General features: G+C 67.4%; 13 protein-coding genes, 3 tRNA genes and 1 pseudogene. 9 read left to right on the top strand and 8 right to left on the bottom strand.

Annotated elements, in window-relative coordinates:
* Positions 1–28: 28 nt before the first annotated feature.
* Positions 29–517: a YajQ family cyclic di-GMP-binding protein gene (locus tag LK06_RS12595; RefSeq protein ID WP_039656297.1), complete on the bottom strand. Its 489-nt coding sequence runs from the start codon at positions 515–517 to the stop codon at positions 29–31.
* Positions 518–741: 224 nt separating this feature from the next.
* Here LK06_RS12595 and LK06_RS12590 point away from each other — a divergent pair.
* Positions 742–823 (top strand) — tRNA-Tyr (locus LK06_RS12590).
* 173 nt (positions 824–996) lie between these two features.
* Here LK06_RS12590 and LK06_RS12585 read toward each other — a convergent pair.
* Together LK06_RS12585 and LK06_RS12580 are read right to left on the bottom strand one after the other, a co-directional pair.
* Positions 997–1,209: pseudogene (locus tag LK06_RS12585) on the bottom strand (site-specific integrase); the annotation flags it as partial.
* A 57-nt stretch (positions 1,210–1,266) separates the two neighbouring features.
* Positions 1,267–1,851, bottom strand: a complete 585-nt coding sequence (locus LK06_RS12580) for a DinB family protein (protein ID WP_039656295.1) — start codon at positions 1,849–1,851, stop codon at positions 1,267–1,269.
* 233 nt (positions 1,852–2,084) lie between these two features.
* Here LK06_RS12580 and LK06_RS12575 point away from each other — a divergent pair, with 233 nt between their 5' ends.
* Complete coding sequence (locus LK06_RS12575; protein WP_039656293.1) at positions 2,085–4,862, top strand: NACHT domain-containing protein; 2,778 nt, start codon at positions 2,085–2,087, stop codon at positions 4,860–4,862.
* Positions 4,863–5,257: 395 nt separating this feature from the next.
* Here LK06_RS12575 and LK06_RS12565 read toward each other — a convergent pair whose 3' ends face one another.
* The 3 genes from LK06_RS12565 to LK06_RS12555 form a co-directional block, all read right to left on the bottom strand.
* Positions 5,258–5,554, bottom strand: coding sequence for a hypothetical protein (locus LK06_RS12565; RefSeq protein ID WP_043432843.1), 297 nt, complete (start codon positions 5,552–5,554; stop codon positions 5,258–5,260).
* Positions 5,555–5,791: 237 nt separating this feature from the next.
* A complete protein-coding gene (locus LK06_RS35445; protein ID WP_039656291.1) occupies positions 5,792–7,468 on the bottom strand; it encodes an HNH endonuclease signature motif containing protein in 1,677 nt (558 codons plus the stop codon).
* A 170-nt stretch (positions 7,469–7,638) separates the two neighbouring features.
* Entirely contained in the window at positions 7,639–8,883 is a 1,245-nt protein-coding gene (locus LK06_RS12555) for an MFS transporter (RefSeq protein ID WP_043432837.1), read from the bottom strand.
* A 125-nt stretch (positions 8,884–9,008) separates the two neighbouring features.
* On the opposite strand from LK06_RS12555, the gene LK06_RS12550 reads away from it, so the two are divergent.
* From LK06_RS12550 to LK06_RS12545, 3 genes are all read left to right on the top strand, one after another.
* Positions 9,009–9,962, top strand: coding sequence for a LysR family transcriptional regulator (locus tag LK06_RS12550; RefSeq protein WP_043432836.1), 954 nt, complete (start codon positions 9,009–9,011; stop codon positions 9,960–9,962).
* A 116-nt stretch (positions 9,963–10,078) separates the two neighbouring features.
* The gene (locus LK06_RS34285; RefSeq protein WP_267886164.1) at positions 10,079–10,180 is read left to right on the top strand and encodes a DUF6233 domain-containing protein; all 102 of its coding nucleotides are present in this window, start codon (positions 10,079–10,081) and stop codon (positions 10,178–10,180) included.
* 44 nt (positions 10,181–10,224) lie between these two features.
* Positions 10,225–10,449: a hypothetical protein gene (locus LK06_RS12545; RefSeq protein ID WP_174673855.1), complete on the top strand. Its 225-nt coding sequence runs from the start codon at positions 10,225–10,227 to the stop codon at positions 10,447–10,449.
* Between the two features lie 321 nt (positions 10,450–10,770).
* Here LK06_RS12545 and LK06_RS12535 read toward each other — a convergent pair whose 3' ends face one another.
* Positions 10,771–11,427, bottom strand: coding sequence for an NAD(P)H-binding protein (locus tag LK06_RS12535; protein ID WP_039656286.1), 657 nt, complete (start codon positions 11,425–11,427; stop codon positions 10,771–10,773).
* 67 nt (positions 11,428–11,494) lie between these two features.
* A complete protein-coding gene (locus LK06_RS12530) occupies positions 11,495–12,760 on the bottom strand; it encodes an amidohydrolase family protein (protein WP_043432833.1) in 1,266 nt (421 codons plus the stop codon).
* A gap of 445 nt (positions 12,761–13,205) precedes the next feature.
* On the opposite strand from LK06_RS12530, the gene LK06_RS12525 reads away from it, so the two are divergent.
* The 4 genes from LK06_RS12525 to LK06_RS12510 all read left to right on the top strand — a co-directional run bounded on the left by LK06_RS12525 (position 13,206) and on the right by LK06_RS12510 (position 14,284).
* Positions 13,206–13,278 (top strand) — tRNA-Thr (locus LK06_RS12525).
* Between the two features lie 45 nt (positions 13,279–13,323).
* Positions 13,324–13,396: transfer RNA gene (locus LK06_RS12520), tRNA-Met, on the top strand.
* Between the two features lie 90 nt (positions 13,397–13,486).
* On the top strand, positions 13,487–13,651 hold the full coding sequence (gene rpmG / locus LK06_RS12515) for a 50S ribosomal protein L33 (RefSeq protein WP_003948671.1): 165 nt from the start codon (positions 13,487–13,489) through the stop codon (positions 13,649–13,651).
* Between the two features lie 180 nt (positions 13,652–13,831).
* Positions 13,832–14,284 carry a MaoC family dehydratase N-terminal domain-containing protein gene (locus LK06_RS12510; RefSeq protein ID WP_039656281.1) on the top strand — a complete coding sequence of 151 codons (453 nt, stop codon included), beginning with the start codon at positions 13,832–13,834 and terminating at the stop codon, positions 14,282–14,284.
* Positions 14,285–14,288 lie beyond the last annotated feature (4 nt).

The raw sequence follows: 14,288 nt of genomic DNA, 5'->3' as shown, positions 1-14,288 counted from the left end.
CTCCGTCTGTGCAGGTCAGACCGGTTCATCACCGGTAGTTTACGAACTGCAGGGCGAAATCGAAGTCCTTGCCCTTCAGGAGGGCGATCACGGTCTGCAGGTCGTCGCGGCTCTTGGAACTGACCCGCAGTTCGTCACCCTGGACCTGGGCCTTCACACCCTTGGGGCCCTCATCGCGGATGATCTTCGCCACCTTCTTGGCGTTCTCCTGGGAGATGCCCTCCTCAATCGACGCGAAGATCTTGTACTCCTTGCCGGAGAGCTGGGGTTCGCCCGCGTCCAGCGCCTTGAGCGAGATACCGCGCTTGATCAGTTTGGACTGGAAGACGTCGAGGACGGCCTTCACCCGGTCCTCGGAGTTCGCCTCCATGAGGATCTTGTCACCGGACCACGAGATCGAGGCACCCACGCCCTTGAAGTCGTAGCGTTGCGAGATTTCCTTGGCGGCCTGGTTGAGGGCGTTGTCGACCTCCTGCCGCTCGACCTTCGAGACGATGTCGAAACTGGAGTCGGCCATGTCCTGTGGCTCCTTGTATCGGGGTGCGTATCGGGTGCGTGCCGGCGTGCGCGGCGGCGGTCGCCGGTCCGGCAACGTGCCGGGCCGCATCCGCACCAGCCTAGCCACCGGACGCCCCCAGGGGTGGAGATCAACCGGGTGGCGAAGCACCCCTGGGCATCGGGTATTGTTTACGTCGTTGCCAGGGAGCACCGCCCCGAGCGGGACCCATGGCAGCACAACCCGGCGGTGTGCCCGAGCGGCCAAAGGGAGCAGACTGTAAATCTGCCGGCTCAGCCTTCCCAGGTTCGAATCCTGGCGCCGCCACATTAGGGAAGACCCCTCCTGACCAGCCATCATGGTAGGTCAGGAGGGTTTTCTCGTTAGTGATCCCCGTTCGATTCATCATGGACGGGACGCGGGCGCGTCTCACCTCGTACCGCCTGTATCCCACTGTCGATCAGTGTGCGTCCCCCAGGTGTCCCCGGGGGAGAGCGTGATCACTCCGGCTCGTTCCACTCCCGTAGAGCCGCATCGATCCGGCTGTTCGCGCGCTCCAGGGTCTGTTCAAGCACCTTGGCGTACACCTTGTGCAGCACTGCGATGCTGTGGCCGGCGCGGCGGGCGCACTCCATTGCGTCCACGCCGGAACTGAGCCAGAACGACACCCCAGCATGCCGAAGGTCGTAGGGGCGACGGGCCAGCAGTGAGGCTCACGGCCGGCATCATGCCGCTCGAACATCAAGCATCACGTCACGTGGGACAGCCTTCTATGCCTTGACTGATGCGGCCGATCTGGCGGCCTGCTCGATCTTCATGCAGTAGGCGGTGCGGGCGTCCTCATCGATCTGCATCTCGTGTTCGGGGCGCATCCCGGTTCGGCCGTCCACGCCTTCGCGCAGGATGTCGGCGTGCCCGGCGTGCCGGTTGGTCTCGCCGAGGACGTGGACCAGGATGGCGAACAGGTTCGTGTTGGCATAAGGTTCCGGCCACCACGGCACGTGGCCGGGGGCATCGAGGGAGAGCTCGTCGATCGTCGTGTCCGAGTGTTCCCACGTGCGCCGGTAGGACTCGATGATCTGATCGCGCGCCTCGTCCTCAGCAGCCCACAGATCGCTGCCGTCGTGGTCCTGCCACCGGGGCAGCGGTTCCGGAGACGGCCGGTTGAAGACTTCGCCCAAGTACCTGGCCTCGACGCTGGCCACATGTTTGACCAGGCCGAGGAGGTTGGTCCCGGTCACTGTCAAAGGTCGACGGGCGTCATATTCGGACAGGCCGTCGAGTTTCCAGAGCAGCGTCTTGCGGTCCCGCCGCAGTCTCCCGTGCAAGGTGCCCTTAGCGAATTCATCGATCACGCGGCATGAGCCTGCCATGGGTTACTCGTGACCTCAAGATCCAGTACGTGGCCGCACCGACCGGCAGAGCCGAAGCCTGGCCATGGCCACCGCGGCGAGCTACTGAAGAAGCTCGCGGAACTTCAGTTGCCACGTGAGACAGCCTCTGAGGCTCGATCACGATTCAGTCACTCCGGGCCAATGCAGTGCTAGGGCCTGCTATCTAATGGGGGATCGACAGCCGGGGGGATCAAATGGACGTGCTGAGCGCGGGAAGCATGAGAGCGGCGACTGCGGGCACGGTCACACTGGATTCGAGCAAGATCAGCTCTCTCGTAGATCTGAAAACGGTCCTCGTTACTGCTGCTGTCACGCTCGTCCTCACCCCATTGATCTACATGGTGGCGCGTCGCATCAGCATATTCCTGCGGCAGAACGTTCGTATGTGGCTGGAAGCCGCTCTCTTTCGACTCGCCAAGTGGTCACGCAGTTCGCTCGCTAGGCGGGTGAGTCTCAAGGAGTACTGCCGCTACGGACTCGGCAACCCGCATACCCGGTTCCTCCAGGTGCCCGGCCGTGACGAAGCCGGTCACCTAGAGGCTGACCGTGCGTTTGTCTCCTTGAAGCTTGAGAACGGCGCAGCATCTTTTGTGTACTCCGGTGACGTCACCGAGATTCAGGACATGTCCCGGGTGCGGGTAGTTGGCGACCCGGGTTCGGGTAAGTCCTCGTTGGCGAAGAAAATGTTTCGGGACGCATGCCGAGAGGCGGAGGCGATCCGGCCCGGACACCGGTTGCCAATCTTGGTCGAGTTGAAGCGCTTCACCCCGCCGAAGAATGTAAGCAGCGACAAGACCATGGCCAATTGGGCCGTGAAGTTTCTGCGCGACCATGTTGCCAAGGTTCAGGGCTTTGACATGGGTGAGCTGTTCGACTCGTATATCAGGGGCGATGGTCTCTTCCTCATCCTCGACGGACTTGACGAGGTCGCCGGCAGCGACTACCTGCGTGTCGCGGCTACCCTGCGTGCGCTCAGCGGACGGCTTGCCTCCGACAGTCCGCATAACTCCGTCGTCCTCACTATGCGCTCGCAGTTTCACAGCCAGGTCAGCGACCATTTGGAGGCGGACTTTCCGCCGGTCTTCCACGTTCGGCCGTTCTCGCCTGAGGATATCTACGTATTCCTTACGAAATGGCCGCACTATGCTAAGGACAAGCGTGCCGAGATCCTGCGTCTCTACAACAACCTGACAGATCGCCCCACTCTCCGGGAGATGTGCAGTAATCCGCTGGTTCTCGCGATGTACGTCAGCCACGATCAGCATGGCGCCAAGGGCGTGGCAATTGACACCCGAACGGCGTTTTATTCGAAGGTCGTTGAGGAACTCCTTGTCGCTCGGCGTGGCAGGCAGTTGGAAATGCCCGCAAAGAGTCTGCTGCGGGAACAACGGGAAACTATCTTTGGGCGACTTGCCTTTGAGCACATGTGCGACCCGGAACAAGCGGCGAACTCGCTGTCCTGGACGCGTGCGGTGGAGGTCGTGGCGGGCATCTACCGGTGTGGCAAGAAGGAGGCTGAGCAGCGGTTCCGTGACCTCGCAAAGGAGACTGGCTTGGTTTCAGAGGAACGCATTGGAGAGAGCTTTCGTTTCATCCACCTAACTTTCTGTGAGTTCTTCGCTGCCAAAGAGGCCGCAGAGGGTCGTACCCATGGTTGGGCGGAACTCATGACGGCCCACCGTGCCTTCTCCGCGAACCCGGATGCTTTTACGGCTTCCCGCCTTGAAGAGGTCATCCCCTTCGCCTTGGCCTTGCTGCCGAGGGCCCGTCGCGTTGATGCCCTGCGGGAACTGAGCGATTGTGGTGCCGACAGCTTGGTCGTCGGCCGTTGCTTTCTGGAGACCCAGTTGTACGACCACCCGTCGTGGGCGGCCTACGCGGCAGCCGAGTCGACGTTCCTAGCCCAGACTCCGGCTGGTTCCTGGGACGGCGTCTGGCTGCGGAGGCTGCATTTGTTCAACGTCGTACTCAAAGAAGCTGAGGAATGGCTGACCGCGTACGGGCGAAGGCCTCGGATTACACTTGAAAACCTTTTCCGGGACCTGGTCCAGGACGACCGTGAACGACTGATTCAGCTCTTCAGTAGCTACGCTGCCGTCGATGTGCCGGCCGCGATGCGGCTCGCCGCGGCCACGGGGGTGGACCTTGTTGCAGAGCAACCTGGGTTGGTGGTGGCGAACATGTCGTATCCGCCGTTGCGGGCCATGATCCTGGAAATGGTCCAGACAGGATCGAACCCCTCCGATGAGTTGATTCTACTGGTCGCCGAGGCGGGGCTGCGCCATCAGTCAGCGGCGGTGGAATGCGCCGAGGAGGGGGCGCCCGAGTGGCTTACCGACAAGGTGAACACAATTGACGCCCGCCAGGCCTGGTTCAAGCGGGACGTTGTTCTATGGAGAGCCTATCGGCCGTCCTTGTATACGCATTGCCTGAGCTGGTCGGTCGAACTGGCGAGGAAGGGCGCGGTTCGCCATGCTGTCGAGTTCCCAGGAGTGTTGGCTATCTCGGGTGTGCCAGCTCCCGGCAGGTTCGGGGCGGGGTTCTTTTTTTCCTTACCCTTATTCTTTGCGACGCTGGCCTATATTTATTCAGTATGGTTTGTGTTCATTCCGATTCTGTCTTCTTCTGATGTTCATGGCAATGAGTCGGGTTTTTTGGCTCGGATGGGCATCGTCGCCTTGACGATGATCGTGTCCCTATATTCTATGGATCTTTCGCTCGTTCCGCGTCTTCGGTGTGACATTTACGTGGCCTTGGTAAATCTCCCCAAGCGCGGGTCCCGTAATCCTAAGCGGATTCAGAAGGTTCCCTTCGAGACTTTCCTTTTCGATACCCTGCTGATCACCATTCCGGTGCGGATCAGTTCTTTTTGGTTGCGGCATTTCTCCGCACCGCTTCTCGTAGCCTCCCGCAATCTGGAGCGCGAACTCCCCAGGCAACTCCGGCCGCGTAAGCGCCTTTTGCCCCTCTGATCCGGGTGCTGACCAGTTCGTGTGGGGCAGGCGTGGGGCAGCTCCCGGGCCTCCTGGCTGCCGTTCTCACGCGCCTGTTCGATGCGGCGTTCGCCGTGCCGGCACCCCCGTCCAGGCATTTCGCAGACAACCGGAACAGTACGGCCAGGGAATGGCCGGAGCGCGCGGCTACCTCTGCGGTTCCACCCCAGAACTGAGCCACGTGGACACGGCAGCATGGCGAGGCCATATGGGCGCATCGCGAGTAGTGACGCGCACTGAGCGCACGTGAGAGCACGCGTGCGGGCTTTCCGCCCTCACCTCGCCGTACCCGGCGTCCTGGACGGGTCCGCCGCGTTGCGTCCGGAACAGCCGCAAGAAGTGGTGCACCGAGCGGTGACAGTCTGTCGTTTGGATCAGGCCGTGGGAGAGCGGCGGGCGTAAAGCCAGTGGACGCCCTTCACGGCGTAGACGGCGGCCATGAGCGCGAAGCCGGCGATGGTGAGCCAGAACCAGGATTCCGCTACTGCGAGGCTCAGCAGAATGCCGCCGAGGAGCAGCAGGGAGGCGACGATGTCCAGCAGGTCGAGGCGCGCCTTGAAACGCACCGAGGAGTCGGATCCGCGCAGTCGACGGATGGCGGGAATGAGGCCGAGGGCCTGCAGGGCGGCCAGACCGAGAGCGATCCAGACGAACCAGCTGGGTATGTCCACGGCGCGCACTGTATCGCGTCCTCGGGACCCTCGAGTGTCCACCTGCGTGACACCACAGATGAACAACGGCGGGCAAGCGCGGACGCCTGCGGACCATCAGCGCAGGGAGGAGCCACAGCAGGGAGGAGCCACAGCAGGGAGGAGCCACAGCAGCCCAGGACTCCGCCCCACCCCCAAGGTGCTTCGGGACGAACCGAAGGCGGTCGAACGGCCCGGGCAGATAACGCCCTTGAGGGCCTACCGAAGTGCCTCGGCGTGCAGTTGCTTCGCAGTGGCAGAGAGCCGGCGGCGGAGCTTCTCCCGGTTGACGCCGTAGGTTTTGAGGGCGTGGCAGTTGGGACACAGGGCGATCATGTTCCACGGAACGTCAGGGCCACCCTTGGCTAGGTCGTGCACGTGATCGACCTGCAAGATCGGCTTGCCTGCCGTGGTGCGCTCCTTGGGGTGGCCGTCGCACTGGGGATTCTCGCAGCTGTCGTTGCAGCGGCGGAGAACTGCTGCCCGTGCGCTGGGGTCGCGGACGAACCGGTCGGCGAGCGACGGCCTCTTCAGCTGTCCTCGGCGGTTGGCGTTGGCTTCCGCGCTCCGGGAGAGACGTCGGTACGCGTCCTTGTCACTCTCCGCGGTGTCCTGCACTTCGGGGTCCACGTCACTTGGGCGGTAGGTGCCGGTGTCGTCGTGAAGCGCGCCCGTATCAGCGTCCAGTGCCTCCGAAACCTCAGCTGGCCACGTCTCGCGTTCCGGAGAGGGAACGGGGGCCAGGATCCAGAGGAACTCCCGGCGCCACTTCTTGTCTTCTCCGACCCCCCACCGTAGTCGGCGTTGGACGATGACCGCCCAGGTCTCGAAGCTGAACTGCCCCTGATACGGCTTGTGCCAGTAGCGGAGAGGGCGTCCCGTGGCCTGGTATGCGGCCATCAGCTCGTTGCCGTCGGTGATCTGCTGGTCGCCGGAGAGGCCGTCTCCCACGTAGGCGATCCAGTTCGTGTCCGGGATGCGACGGTCGTCGTAGGGCCCCTTTTCGTCCGAGAAGGCACTGAGGATGCCATCGGCGAGGCAGCCGATGCCCGCCATCTTCTGACCGCCGTAGGCGCGCCAGATGGCATCGCGGTCCTTGAAGCTCTCGCCCAGTTGGGGGCGTAGTGCGTCGGCCCACCGGCCAGCGAGTAGTTCGTGCAACCCGAAGTCTCCCAGCAGATCGGGATGCAGCGGGTAGAAGTAGCGCAGGATGAGGCCGGCAGCAGCAGAGGCTGCGGCTTCGGGACGCGACTGCAGCAGAGCGTAGTCGTCTTCACGGAGACCCCCGGCGGGGTCGACCTGGTTCAAGGACTCCACGGTGGGACGCCGCCCACGGCTGGTGAGGGTGAGATCCTCTGCACGGTCCAAGGTCCACAAGTCATCACGCGTGAGTGCCCAAAAGGGGTATCGCGCGCCATCCACGCCGTCATCGACGTGGGCGTACTTCTCCATCAGCGGGGCTACAGCGTCGCGCGTCGTTGACCACGATCGCATGCGTGGGGCGCCGACCACCGCCTGTCCGATCGCCCAGAGCAGAAGCACGGGCCGGTGCAACGCTGTCCCGTCCGTGCGACGTGCAGGACGCACGTCCCCCACGCGTCGGTGAAAGGTCTTGGGCGGCTCCACGACAGTGAAGCCCTCCCGTCTCAACCACGCCACCGCGTGCTTGAGACCGCCACTGAATCCTGGAGTTGAGGGTTTGAGCGCCACACCAAAGTCGTACAGGTGGGCAACACCCGCTATGGCTTTTGAGTCGTACTGCCGCCCCTCGTGAACGAGTAGGTACTTTGCAGCCGCGTGGTAGCCGTACTCGGCACGGAACGCTTCGGGCCCGAGCCGGTCACACTCAGCAATCGCCCGCAGGATCCCCGCGCGCGTGATCTCGGAAGGTGGCATGGGGGACACCGTAGATCAGAGCACTGACATGGATGCCGACTGCTGCTTCGTCAGTTCCGAGCACGGAACTGCTGGGCCGAGCCGCACCTCCTCATGACCCGCCCCTGGGGAGTCTGGCGGTTTCGCCGAGGCGGGCCGATCCGGTGCCGGGGGTGGCTCGTGGCGGCCCGTCAGGCGCGGCTCGACGCCGACTCCGGCTCTGAGGGGAGCGCCGCCGCACGGTGGGGGAGCAGCAGCGGGGTCGCCAGCAGGAACACGCCGGCCAGGCCGATGGCCGTACGCGGGCCGAGCACGCCACCCAACACGCCCCAGACGGCCGTCAGGGCTGCGGTCGAGGCCTTGGTCGTCACCGCCCAGGCGGACAGCATGCGGGTGACCCGGTCGGGCGCGGTGCGCTCCAGGCGGTAGGTGGCGTGGACGGGGTTGAAGACCCCGCAGCAGAAGATGAGCCCGAGTTCGACGCCCATCACCAGCAGCAGTCCTGCGGTGCCTGACCCCGGGAAGGCCAGGCCGACGGGCCAGATCGCCCGCATTGTCCCGGCCATGACCAGGGCCCGGCGCTGCCCGAGCCGGGTGACGAGTGGTCGGGCCAGCCGCGAACCGAGTAGCCCGCCGATCGAGGGCGCGGCGAAGGCGAGGCCGTACTGCCACGGTGCGAACCCGAGTCGGCCGAGCATCAGGACGGCCAGCAGCGGCGAGGCGGCCATCACCAGGCCGTTGAACAAGGCGGTGTGGAGAAACAGCGGACGCAGCGTCGCGTCGGCGAGGATGTGCCGCCAGCCGTCCAGGAGGTCCCGGGCCCGCAGGCGTACGGCCTCCCGGCGCTCGGGCAGTGGCTCGTGCCCGCCCATCGCGCCGATGCCCAGGGCCGAGAGCAGGTAGCTGACCGCGTCGGCGGCCACCGTCGCCACCGGACCGAGCAGCCCGATCGCGGCGCCACCGAGCGGCGGTCCGATGATCGTGGTCGTCCATGCCGTTGACTCGAACCGGGCGTTGGCGACGAGCAGGTCCGCGGCCGGCAGCAGCGTCTTCAGGTGCGCGCCGGAGGCGGCGCGGAAGGTGATGTCGGCCGCCGCGACGACCACCGAGACCAGCAGGAGCTGGAGGAACGTGAGTGCGCCGAGCGCGTACGCGACGGGGACCGTCAGCAGCGCCGCGAACCGCACCAGGTCCATCGCGATCAGCACCGGCCGTTTGCGGCGGAACTCCACCCATGGGCCGAGCGGCACCGCCACGGCCGCGCCCACCGCAGACCCTGCTGAGGAGAGCGCGGCGACCTCGGCCGGTCCGGCGTCAAGTACCCGCACGGCGATCAGCGGGAACGCGCCGAAGGCGAGCCAGGTGCCGAGCGCGCTGGTCCCGTACGCTCCCCAGAGCCACCCGAACCGCCGCCCCAGTCGCTGCCCGCTCCTCACGCCCGACGCCCCCGCTCGTACAACTGATCTGCGATCGGCAGCATCAAAGCGAGCACCGTGAGCAGGGATCAAACAACCACAAGGCCGTCAGTCACAACCCATGGTTGTAGTCGTAGGGTCTCGGTATGGACCTCGACACTGTCCGGACCTTCGTCACCGCCGCCGACGCGGGGCAGTTCCAGGAGGCCGCCGCCGACCTGGAGGTCACCCAGCAAGCCGTCTCCAAGCGCATCGCCACCCTGGAGCGCAACCTCGGGGTGCGGCTGTTCACCCGCACCCCGCGCGGTGCCGAGCTCACCATCGACGGACAGGCGTTCCTGCCCCACGCACGCGAGCTGCTGCGCGTCGCCGAGCGCGCGGTCGCGTCCGTGCGTCCCGGCCGCCGTCCGCTGCGCGTCGACGTGATCGCTTTGCGTGGTGCGGCGTCGGGCCTGATGCGCGGCTTCCACCGCGCGTATCCCGAGACCGACCTCGACGTGGTGACGCTGTTCGACATCGAGGAGGCCGTCACCGCCATCCGCTCCGGTGCGATCGACGCGTCCTTCCGTGCTGTCGTCGCGCCCGGCCGGCCCCTTCCCGAGGACATCGAGTCCGTCCGGGTGCTCGACGAGCCGCTCCAGTTGCTCGCCGGCCCCGCCCACGCGCTGGCGGGCGCCCGGTCGGTGACCGTCGCCCAGCTCTCCGGGCACCGGATCTGGATGCCCGGCATCGCCCCCGGTACCGAGTGGGGCGCCTACTACGACGCCCTCGTCGCCGAGTTCGGCCTCACGATCGAGGCGACCGGCCCCAACTTCGGCTCCGACGCGCTCTTGGACACCATCGCCGACACCCCGGCCCTGGCCACCTTCATGGGCGGGCACACTCGCCTCATCTGGCCGGCCGACCACGGCCTGCGCCGCATCCCGGTGACCGATCCGACGCCCGTCTACCCGCACTCGCTCCTCTGGCACCGCGACAACCCTCACCCGGCGCTGGCCATCCTCCGCGCCCACCTCGCAGCCACAGCGGCCGGCCACGACACCGCCGGGACCTGGGTGCCGGACTGGGTGATTCCGCGCGGAGCGCCGAAGCGTCCGTGATCGACGTGGCCGGATCGGCGGACAGCGGCCCGGGCAGGCGTGGCCATCAGGGTGCGTCCGTCGCGCCGCCCCGAGGTTGCGGCAGCGCGGCCGGATCGGCTGGAGGGTGACCGTCGGTGGCGGTCGGCCGGGAGCAGACGATGTGCGCGCTCACCGAGGCAGGCGTCATGGCGTGCCCGCTGTGCCGACCGGACACCGTGCCGGGCCTTCTCGAATGAACGGTCCGGGTGCGGCTCCGGGCGGTCCGGACGATGCTGGAGCCATGGCCGGGAAACGACCCATCGTCGTGCACCTGCCGTCCCCGACCGGCGGCCGTCGAGTCCGGGTGGACGGCGAGATCCTCGGTCTCGCGCACAACGTGCGAGACCTGGTGGAGTTCCTACGGCGGGCCGGGCTGGAGATCGAACCGGAACAGGTGGCCGACTCGCCGCTGATCGACTGGCGTGGAGTGGGCCCGGAGCGCTGGGAGGCGGAGACCCGGACCTGACTCCGGTGCCGCCCCGCCCTGCTGTGGGCACAGCGGCGTCACGCCCTCCCGACGCAGAACCTGCCCGGTGTGCAGCCGCGGAACCGCCGCCGCAGCGGGCCGCTTCGCGCGCCACGACCCTTCCGGGATGGGGGCAGGGCGCTCGTCTCCGGCGCCGGATCCCGGCAGCAAGCCGCAACCCGGCCCCGTCCAGCCGGCGTTGGACGGCTGTGTCGTGCCGGTCATCGTCAGGCAACTGTCACCGTTCTGAAAACGCCCGGTCCCTGACGGAGCGGCAGCGCGCTGCGCGGGGAGGCCTCGTCCGTCGGCCGACGGCCGGACTCAGTTCCCGGCCACCGACTTCACCGCCACCGGAACCGGCACCGAACCGCCGACGAGCTCCAGGACCAGGCCGGCCGTCGACGACGTGTCCACCAGCTCCGCGAGGACGGCTGCCACATCGTCCCGGGGCACCGCTCCCCGCCCGGTGTGCGCCTCCAGCCGGACCAATCCGGTACCCGCGTCGTTCGTCAGGGAGCCGGGCCGCAGGATCGTCCAGTCCAGTGCTTCCTGCCGGGTGACGTACGCGTCGGCCTCGCCCTTGGCGCGCAGGTACACGTCGAAGACGTCGTCGCCCGGGTGCGCGGGATCCGCGCCCATCGAGGACACCACGACGAAGCGGCGGACCCGCGCGCGGACCGCCGCGTCCGCGAACAGCACCGCCGCGCCGCGGTCCACCGTCTCCTTGCGGCCTACGCCACTGCCCGGACCGGCGCCGGCCGCGAACACGGCCGCGTCCGCACCCTGCAGATGCGCCGCGACCTCCTCCACCGAGGCGGACTCCAGGTCGAGCAGGATCGGTTCGGCTCCGACCGCCCGCAGGTCGTCGCCCTGTTCGGCCTTGCGGATGATGCCCGCGGCCTCGTGCCCGTGCGCGGAGAGCAGGCGCTCCAGCCGCAGCGCGATCTGACCATGACCACCAGCGATAACAATGCGCATGGTTCCGACCGTACGCCCGACGCACCACATCCGCTGCACGAGGTGACCGGCTTGGGCTTGGGCCGCTTCACGAGGGGTCCTTCCGCCCCTGCCGCGGCAGCCCGGCCTCGGTCGCCGCCGCCGAGTTGCAGTACTCGCGGACCGCGCTGGTACGCGCCACGACCCGGCCGCGGTGCACCACGATCCGGCTGTAGGCCAGGGAGAGCGCGCCGGCCAGGTGGTCGCCGCGTACGGCCAGGAGCTCCGCGGGGAATCCCGCCTCCACCCGCACGTCGGCCAGGCCCAGGACCGCGCGGGCCGAGGCGCTCACGACGTCGTAGGCGTCCTGCGGGCGCAGGCCGTGCACGGAGGCGAGGAGGTAGGCCGCTTCCAGGGGGTCGCCGCGGCCGACGGGGTTGGACGCGTCCCGCAGGGCGCCGCTTCCGGCCGTCACCCGCACCCCGGCCGCGTGCAGCAGCCGCACCGGTGCCGCGCCTCGCCGGTCGGCGCTGCCGCAGCCGCCCTGGGGCAGGCACACCACCGCCACGCCGGCCGCCGCGAGCTGGTCCGCCACACGGCAGGCGACCTCGGTGGGCAGGCGCGCGAGACCGGCGCACGGGCCGATCGTCACGCCGGGACGCAACCCCCCCGCCATGGCTGCGAGCCGGGACAACCGGGCCGGGTCGGCGGCGTCCGTGTGCAGGTCCACCGGGCAGCCGTGCTCGGACGCGACCTCCAGGACCGCTTCCACATAGCCCGTGGGGTCCGGATCCAGATCCGGGCAGCCGCCCACCACGGAGGCACCCATCTTCACCGCGTCCCGCAGCATTGCGAGCCCGTCGGCTCCGGCCGCCCCGGTGAGCAGCCTGGGCATCGCCACCGTCGTCAGTTCCGCGAGCCCCCGCAGCGACCGCCGTGCCTGCAGGACCGCACCCAGTGCGCCGAGCCCCTGGACGTCGCCCACGCGCACGTGCGCGCGCACGGCCGTCGCCCCGTGCCCGAGTTGCAGCAGGGTCGCCTCGGTCGCCCGACGCTGGACGTCCTCGGGGGCGTACGACACCGGGCCGGGGCGTTCGCAGGACAGCGCGGTGTCGCCGTGGGCGTGCGGTTCGGCCGGTGCGGGCAGGAGCAGGTAGCCGTTCAGGTCCACGCGTGAGGCGGCTGCCCGCACCGGTCCCGGCGCGAGACTGCCGACCGTGCCCACCGCCTCGATGCGCCCGTCGCTCAGCCGTACGTCCACGGTCCGGCCGTCGGTGAGCCGTGCCCCGCACAGCAGCAGGGAGGCCGGGCGGGCCGGCCCGGACGAACCCGACGGGTTCGACGGCGGGTGGGGCTGCGGCTGGCTGTCGGGCATCGCACTCCAGGTCGGGAGGTCGGGCCGGGGCTGGGGAAAGGGATGCGTGGAGACTCGCGGAAGGGGGCTTCGGGCGAAGGGTCCGGGGAAAGGCTCGGGGAAGGGGTTCGGGGGCGGGACGGGCAGGTACTCCGTGGGGGACGCCGCGGGGGGACTCCGCGGCCGGGACAACCCAAGATCACCCAGAGTGAGTCGAGCCTAGGGCGGCGAGGTACGCGAAGCGCGTAGGAGCGCAATAGTCGTACCGGCGTGGTCCGCCTCAGGGGGTACACGTGTCGACCGCACGCGTGTCACCGCCGCCTGCGGTGACGCCGTGGCGCCCCCGCTCTCTTCGGTGTGTCGGAGACTCAGGAGGCGGCTGGGAAGGCGGCGAACCGGGTCGCACGGGGCGGCCGGATACGGATTTGGGTGAACGGCTGCGGACCGTGTAATGTCTTCATCGCTCGCCCCAATAGCTCAGTCGGCAGAGCGTCTCCATGGTAAGGAGAAGGTCAACGGTTCGATTCCGTTTTGGGGCTCTGATGTGAGAGGTTCCCGCTGCAAGGCGGGACTGAACTCATCAAAGCGGTGTAGCTCAGTCGGTAGAGCAAGCGGCTCATAATCGCTGTGTCACCGGTTCAAGTCCGGTCACCGCTACTAACAGTAGCCGATTGCGGGGTCGGTCCTTCGATCGGCTACTCTTTCTTGCGTTGAATCAGTCCACCCGTTCGTCATAGGAGCACTCACGTGGCTGCCACCGACGTCCGCCCAAAGATCACGCTGGCCTGCGTGGAGTGCAAGGAGCGGAACTACATCACCAAGAAGAACCGGCGTAACAACCCGGACCGTCTTGAGATGAAGAAGCACTGCCCGCGTTGCAACGCGCACACTGCGCACCGCGAAACGCGATAAATAGGCTCGTTCGTGAGGCCGTCCCCTTCCGAGGGGGCGGCCTCACGGCGTTTCGCCGGCCGGGTGGCACTCCCGTGCTCCACTCGTTCGCCGTCCTGCCTCACCGGTTCCATCGGACGATCTCCGACTGGTTTCCGGCTAGTTTGGGCCAACACAGCAGACATCAGGAGGTGCCGGGCCATGGCGCTCGACCAGTCCTTCGTGGGGCGGACCTATCCGCCCACCGCGCCCTATGAGGTGGGCCGGGAGAAGATCCGCGAGTTCGCCGAAGCGGTGGGCGAGACCAACCCGGTGTACACGGACCCGGAGGCCGCGAAGGCGTTCGGCCACTCCGACGTGATCGCCCCGCCGACCTTCGTGTTCTCCATCACCTTCCGTGCCGCCGGAGAGGTCGTCGAGGACCCGCAACTCGGGCTCGACTACAGCCGTGTGGTGCACGGCGACCAGAAGTTCGCGTACAGCCGTCCGGTCCGGGCCGGCGACAGGCTCACGGTCACCTCCACCATCGAGGCGATCAAGTCCCTCGCGGGCAACGACATCCTGGATGTCCGCGGCGAAGTGCACGACGAGGCGGGCGAGCACGTCGTGACGGCCTGGACCAAGCTGGTGGCCCGCGCGGCCGAGGAGGCGTGAGACC

The organism is Streptomyces pluripotens (assembly GCF_000802245.2).
Lineage (GTDB): Bacteria > Actinomycetota > Actinomycetes > Streptomycetales > Streptomycetaceae > Streptomyces > Streptomyces pluripotens.
This window is presented reverse-complemented; position numbering and strand designations above follow the sequence as displayed.

What these genes read in the sequence shown, in the direction of transcription:
- LK06_RS12595 (WP_039656297.1), bottom strand. Translation starts at nt 517, where the DNA reads ATGGCCGACTCCAGTTTCGACATCGTCTCGAAGGTCGAGCGGCAGGAG.
- LK06_RS12575 (WP_039656293.1), top strand. Translation starts at nt 2,085, where the DNA reads ATGGACGTGCTGAGCGCGGGAAGCATGAGAGCGGCGACTGCGGGCACG.
- LK06_RS35445 (WP_039656291.1), bottom strand. Translation starts at nt 7,468, where the DNA reads ATGCCACCTTCCGAGATCACGCGCGCGGGGATCCTGCGGGCGATTGCT.
- LK06_RS12550 (WP_043432836.1), top strand. Translation starts at nt 9,009, where the DNA reads ATGGACCTCGACACTGTCCGGACCTTCGTCACCGCCGCCGACGCGGGG.
- LK06_RS12545 (WP_174673855.1), top strand. Translation starts at nt 10,225, where the DNA reads ATGGCCGGGAAACGACCCATCGTCGTGCACCTGCCGTCCCCGACCGGC.
- LK06_RS12535 (WP_039656286.1), bottom strand. Translation starts at nt 11,427, where the DNA reads ATGCGCATTGTTATCGCTGGTGGTCATGGTCAGATCGCGCTGCGGCTG.
- LK06_RS12530 (WP_043432833.1), bottom strand. Translation starts at nt 12,760, where the DNA reads ATGCCCGACAGCCAGCCGCAGCCCCACCCGCCGTCGAACCCGTCGGGT.
- LK06_RS12510 (WP_039656281.1), top strand. Translation starts at nt 13,832, where the DNA reads ATGGCGCTCGACCAGTCCTTCGTGGGGCGGACCTATCCGCCCACCGCG.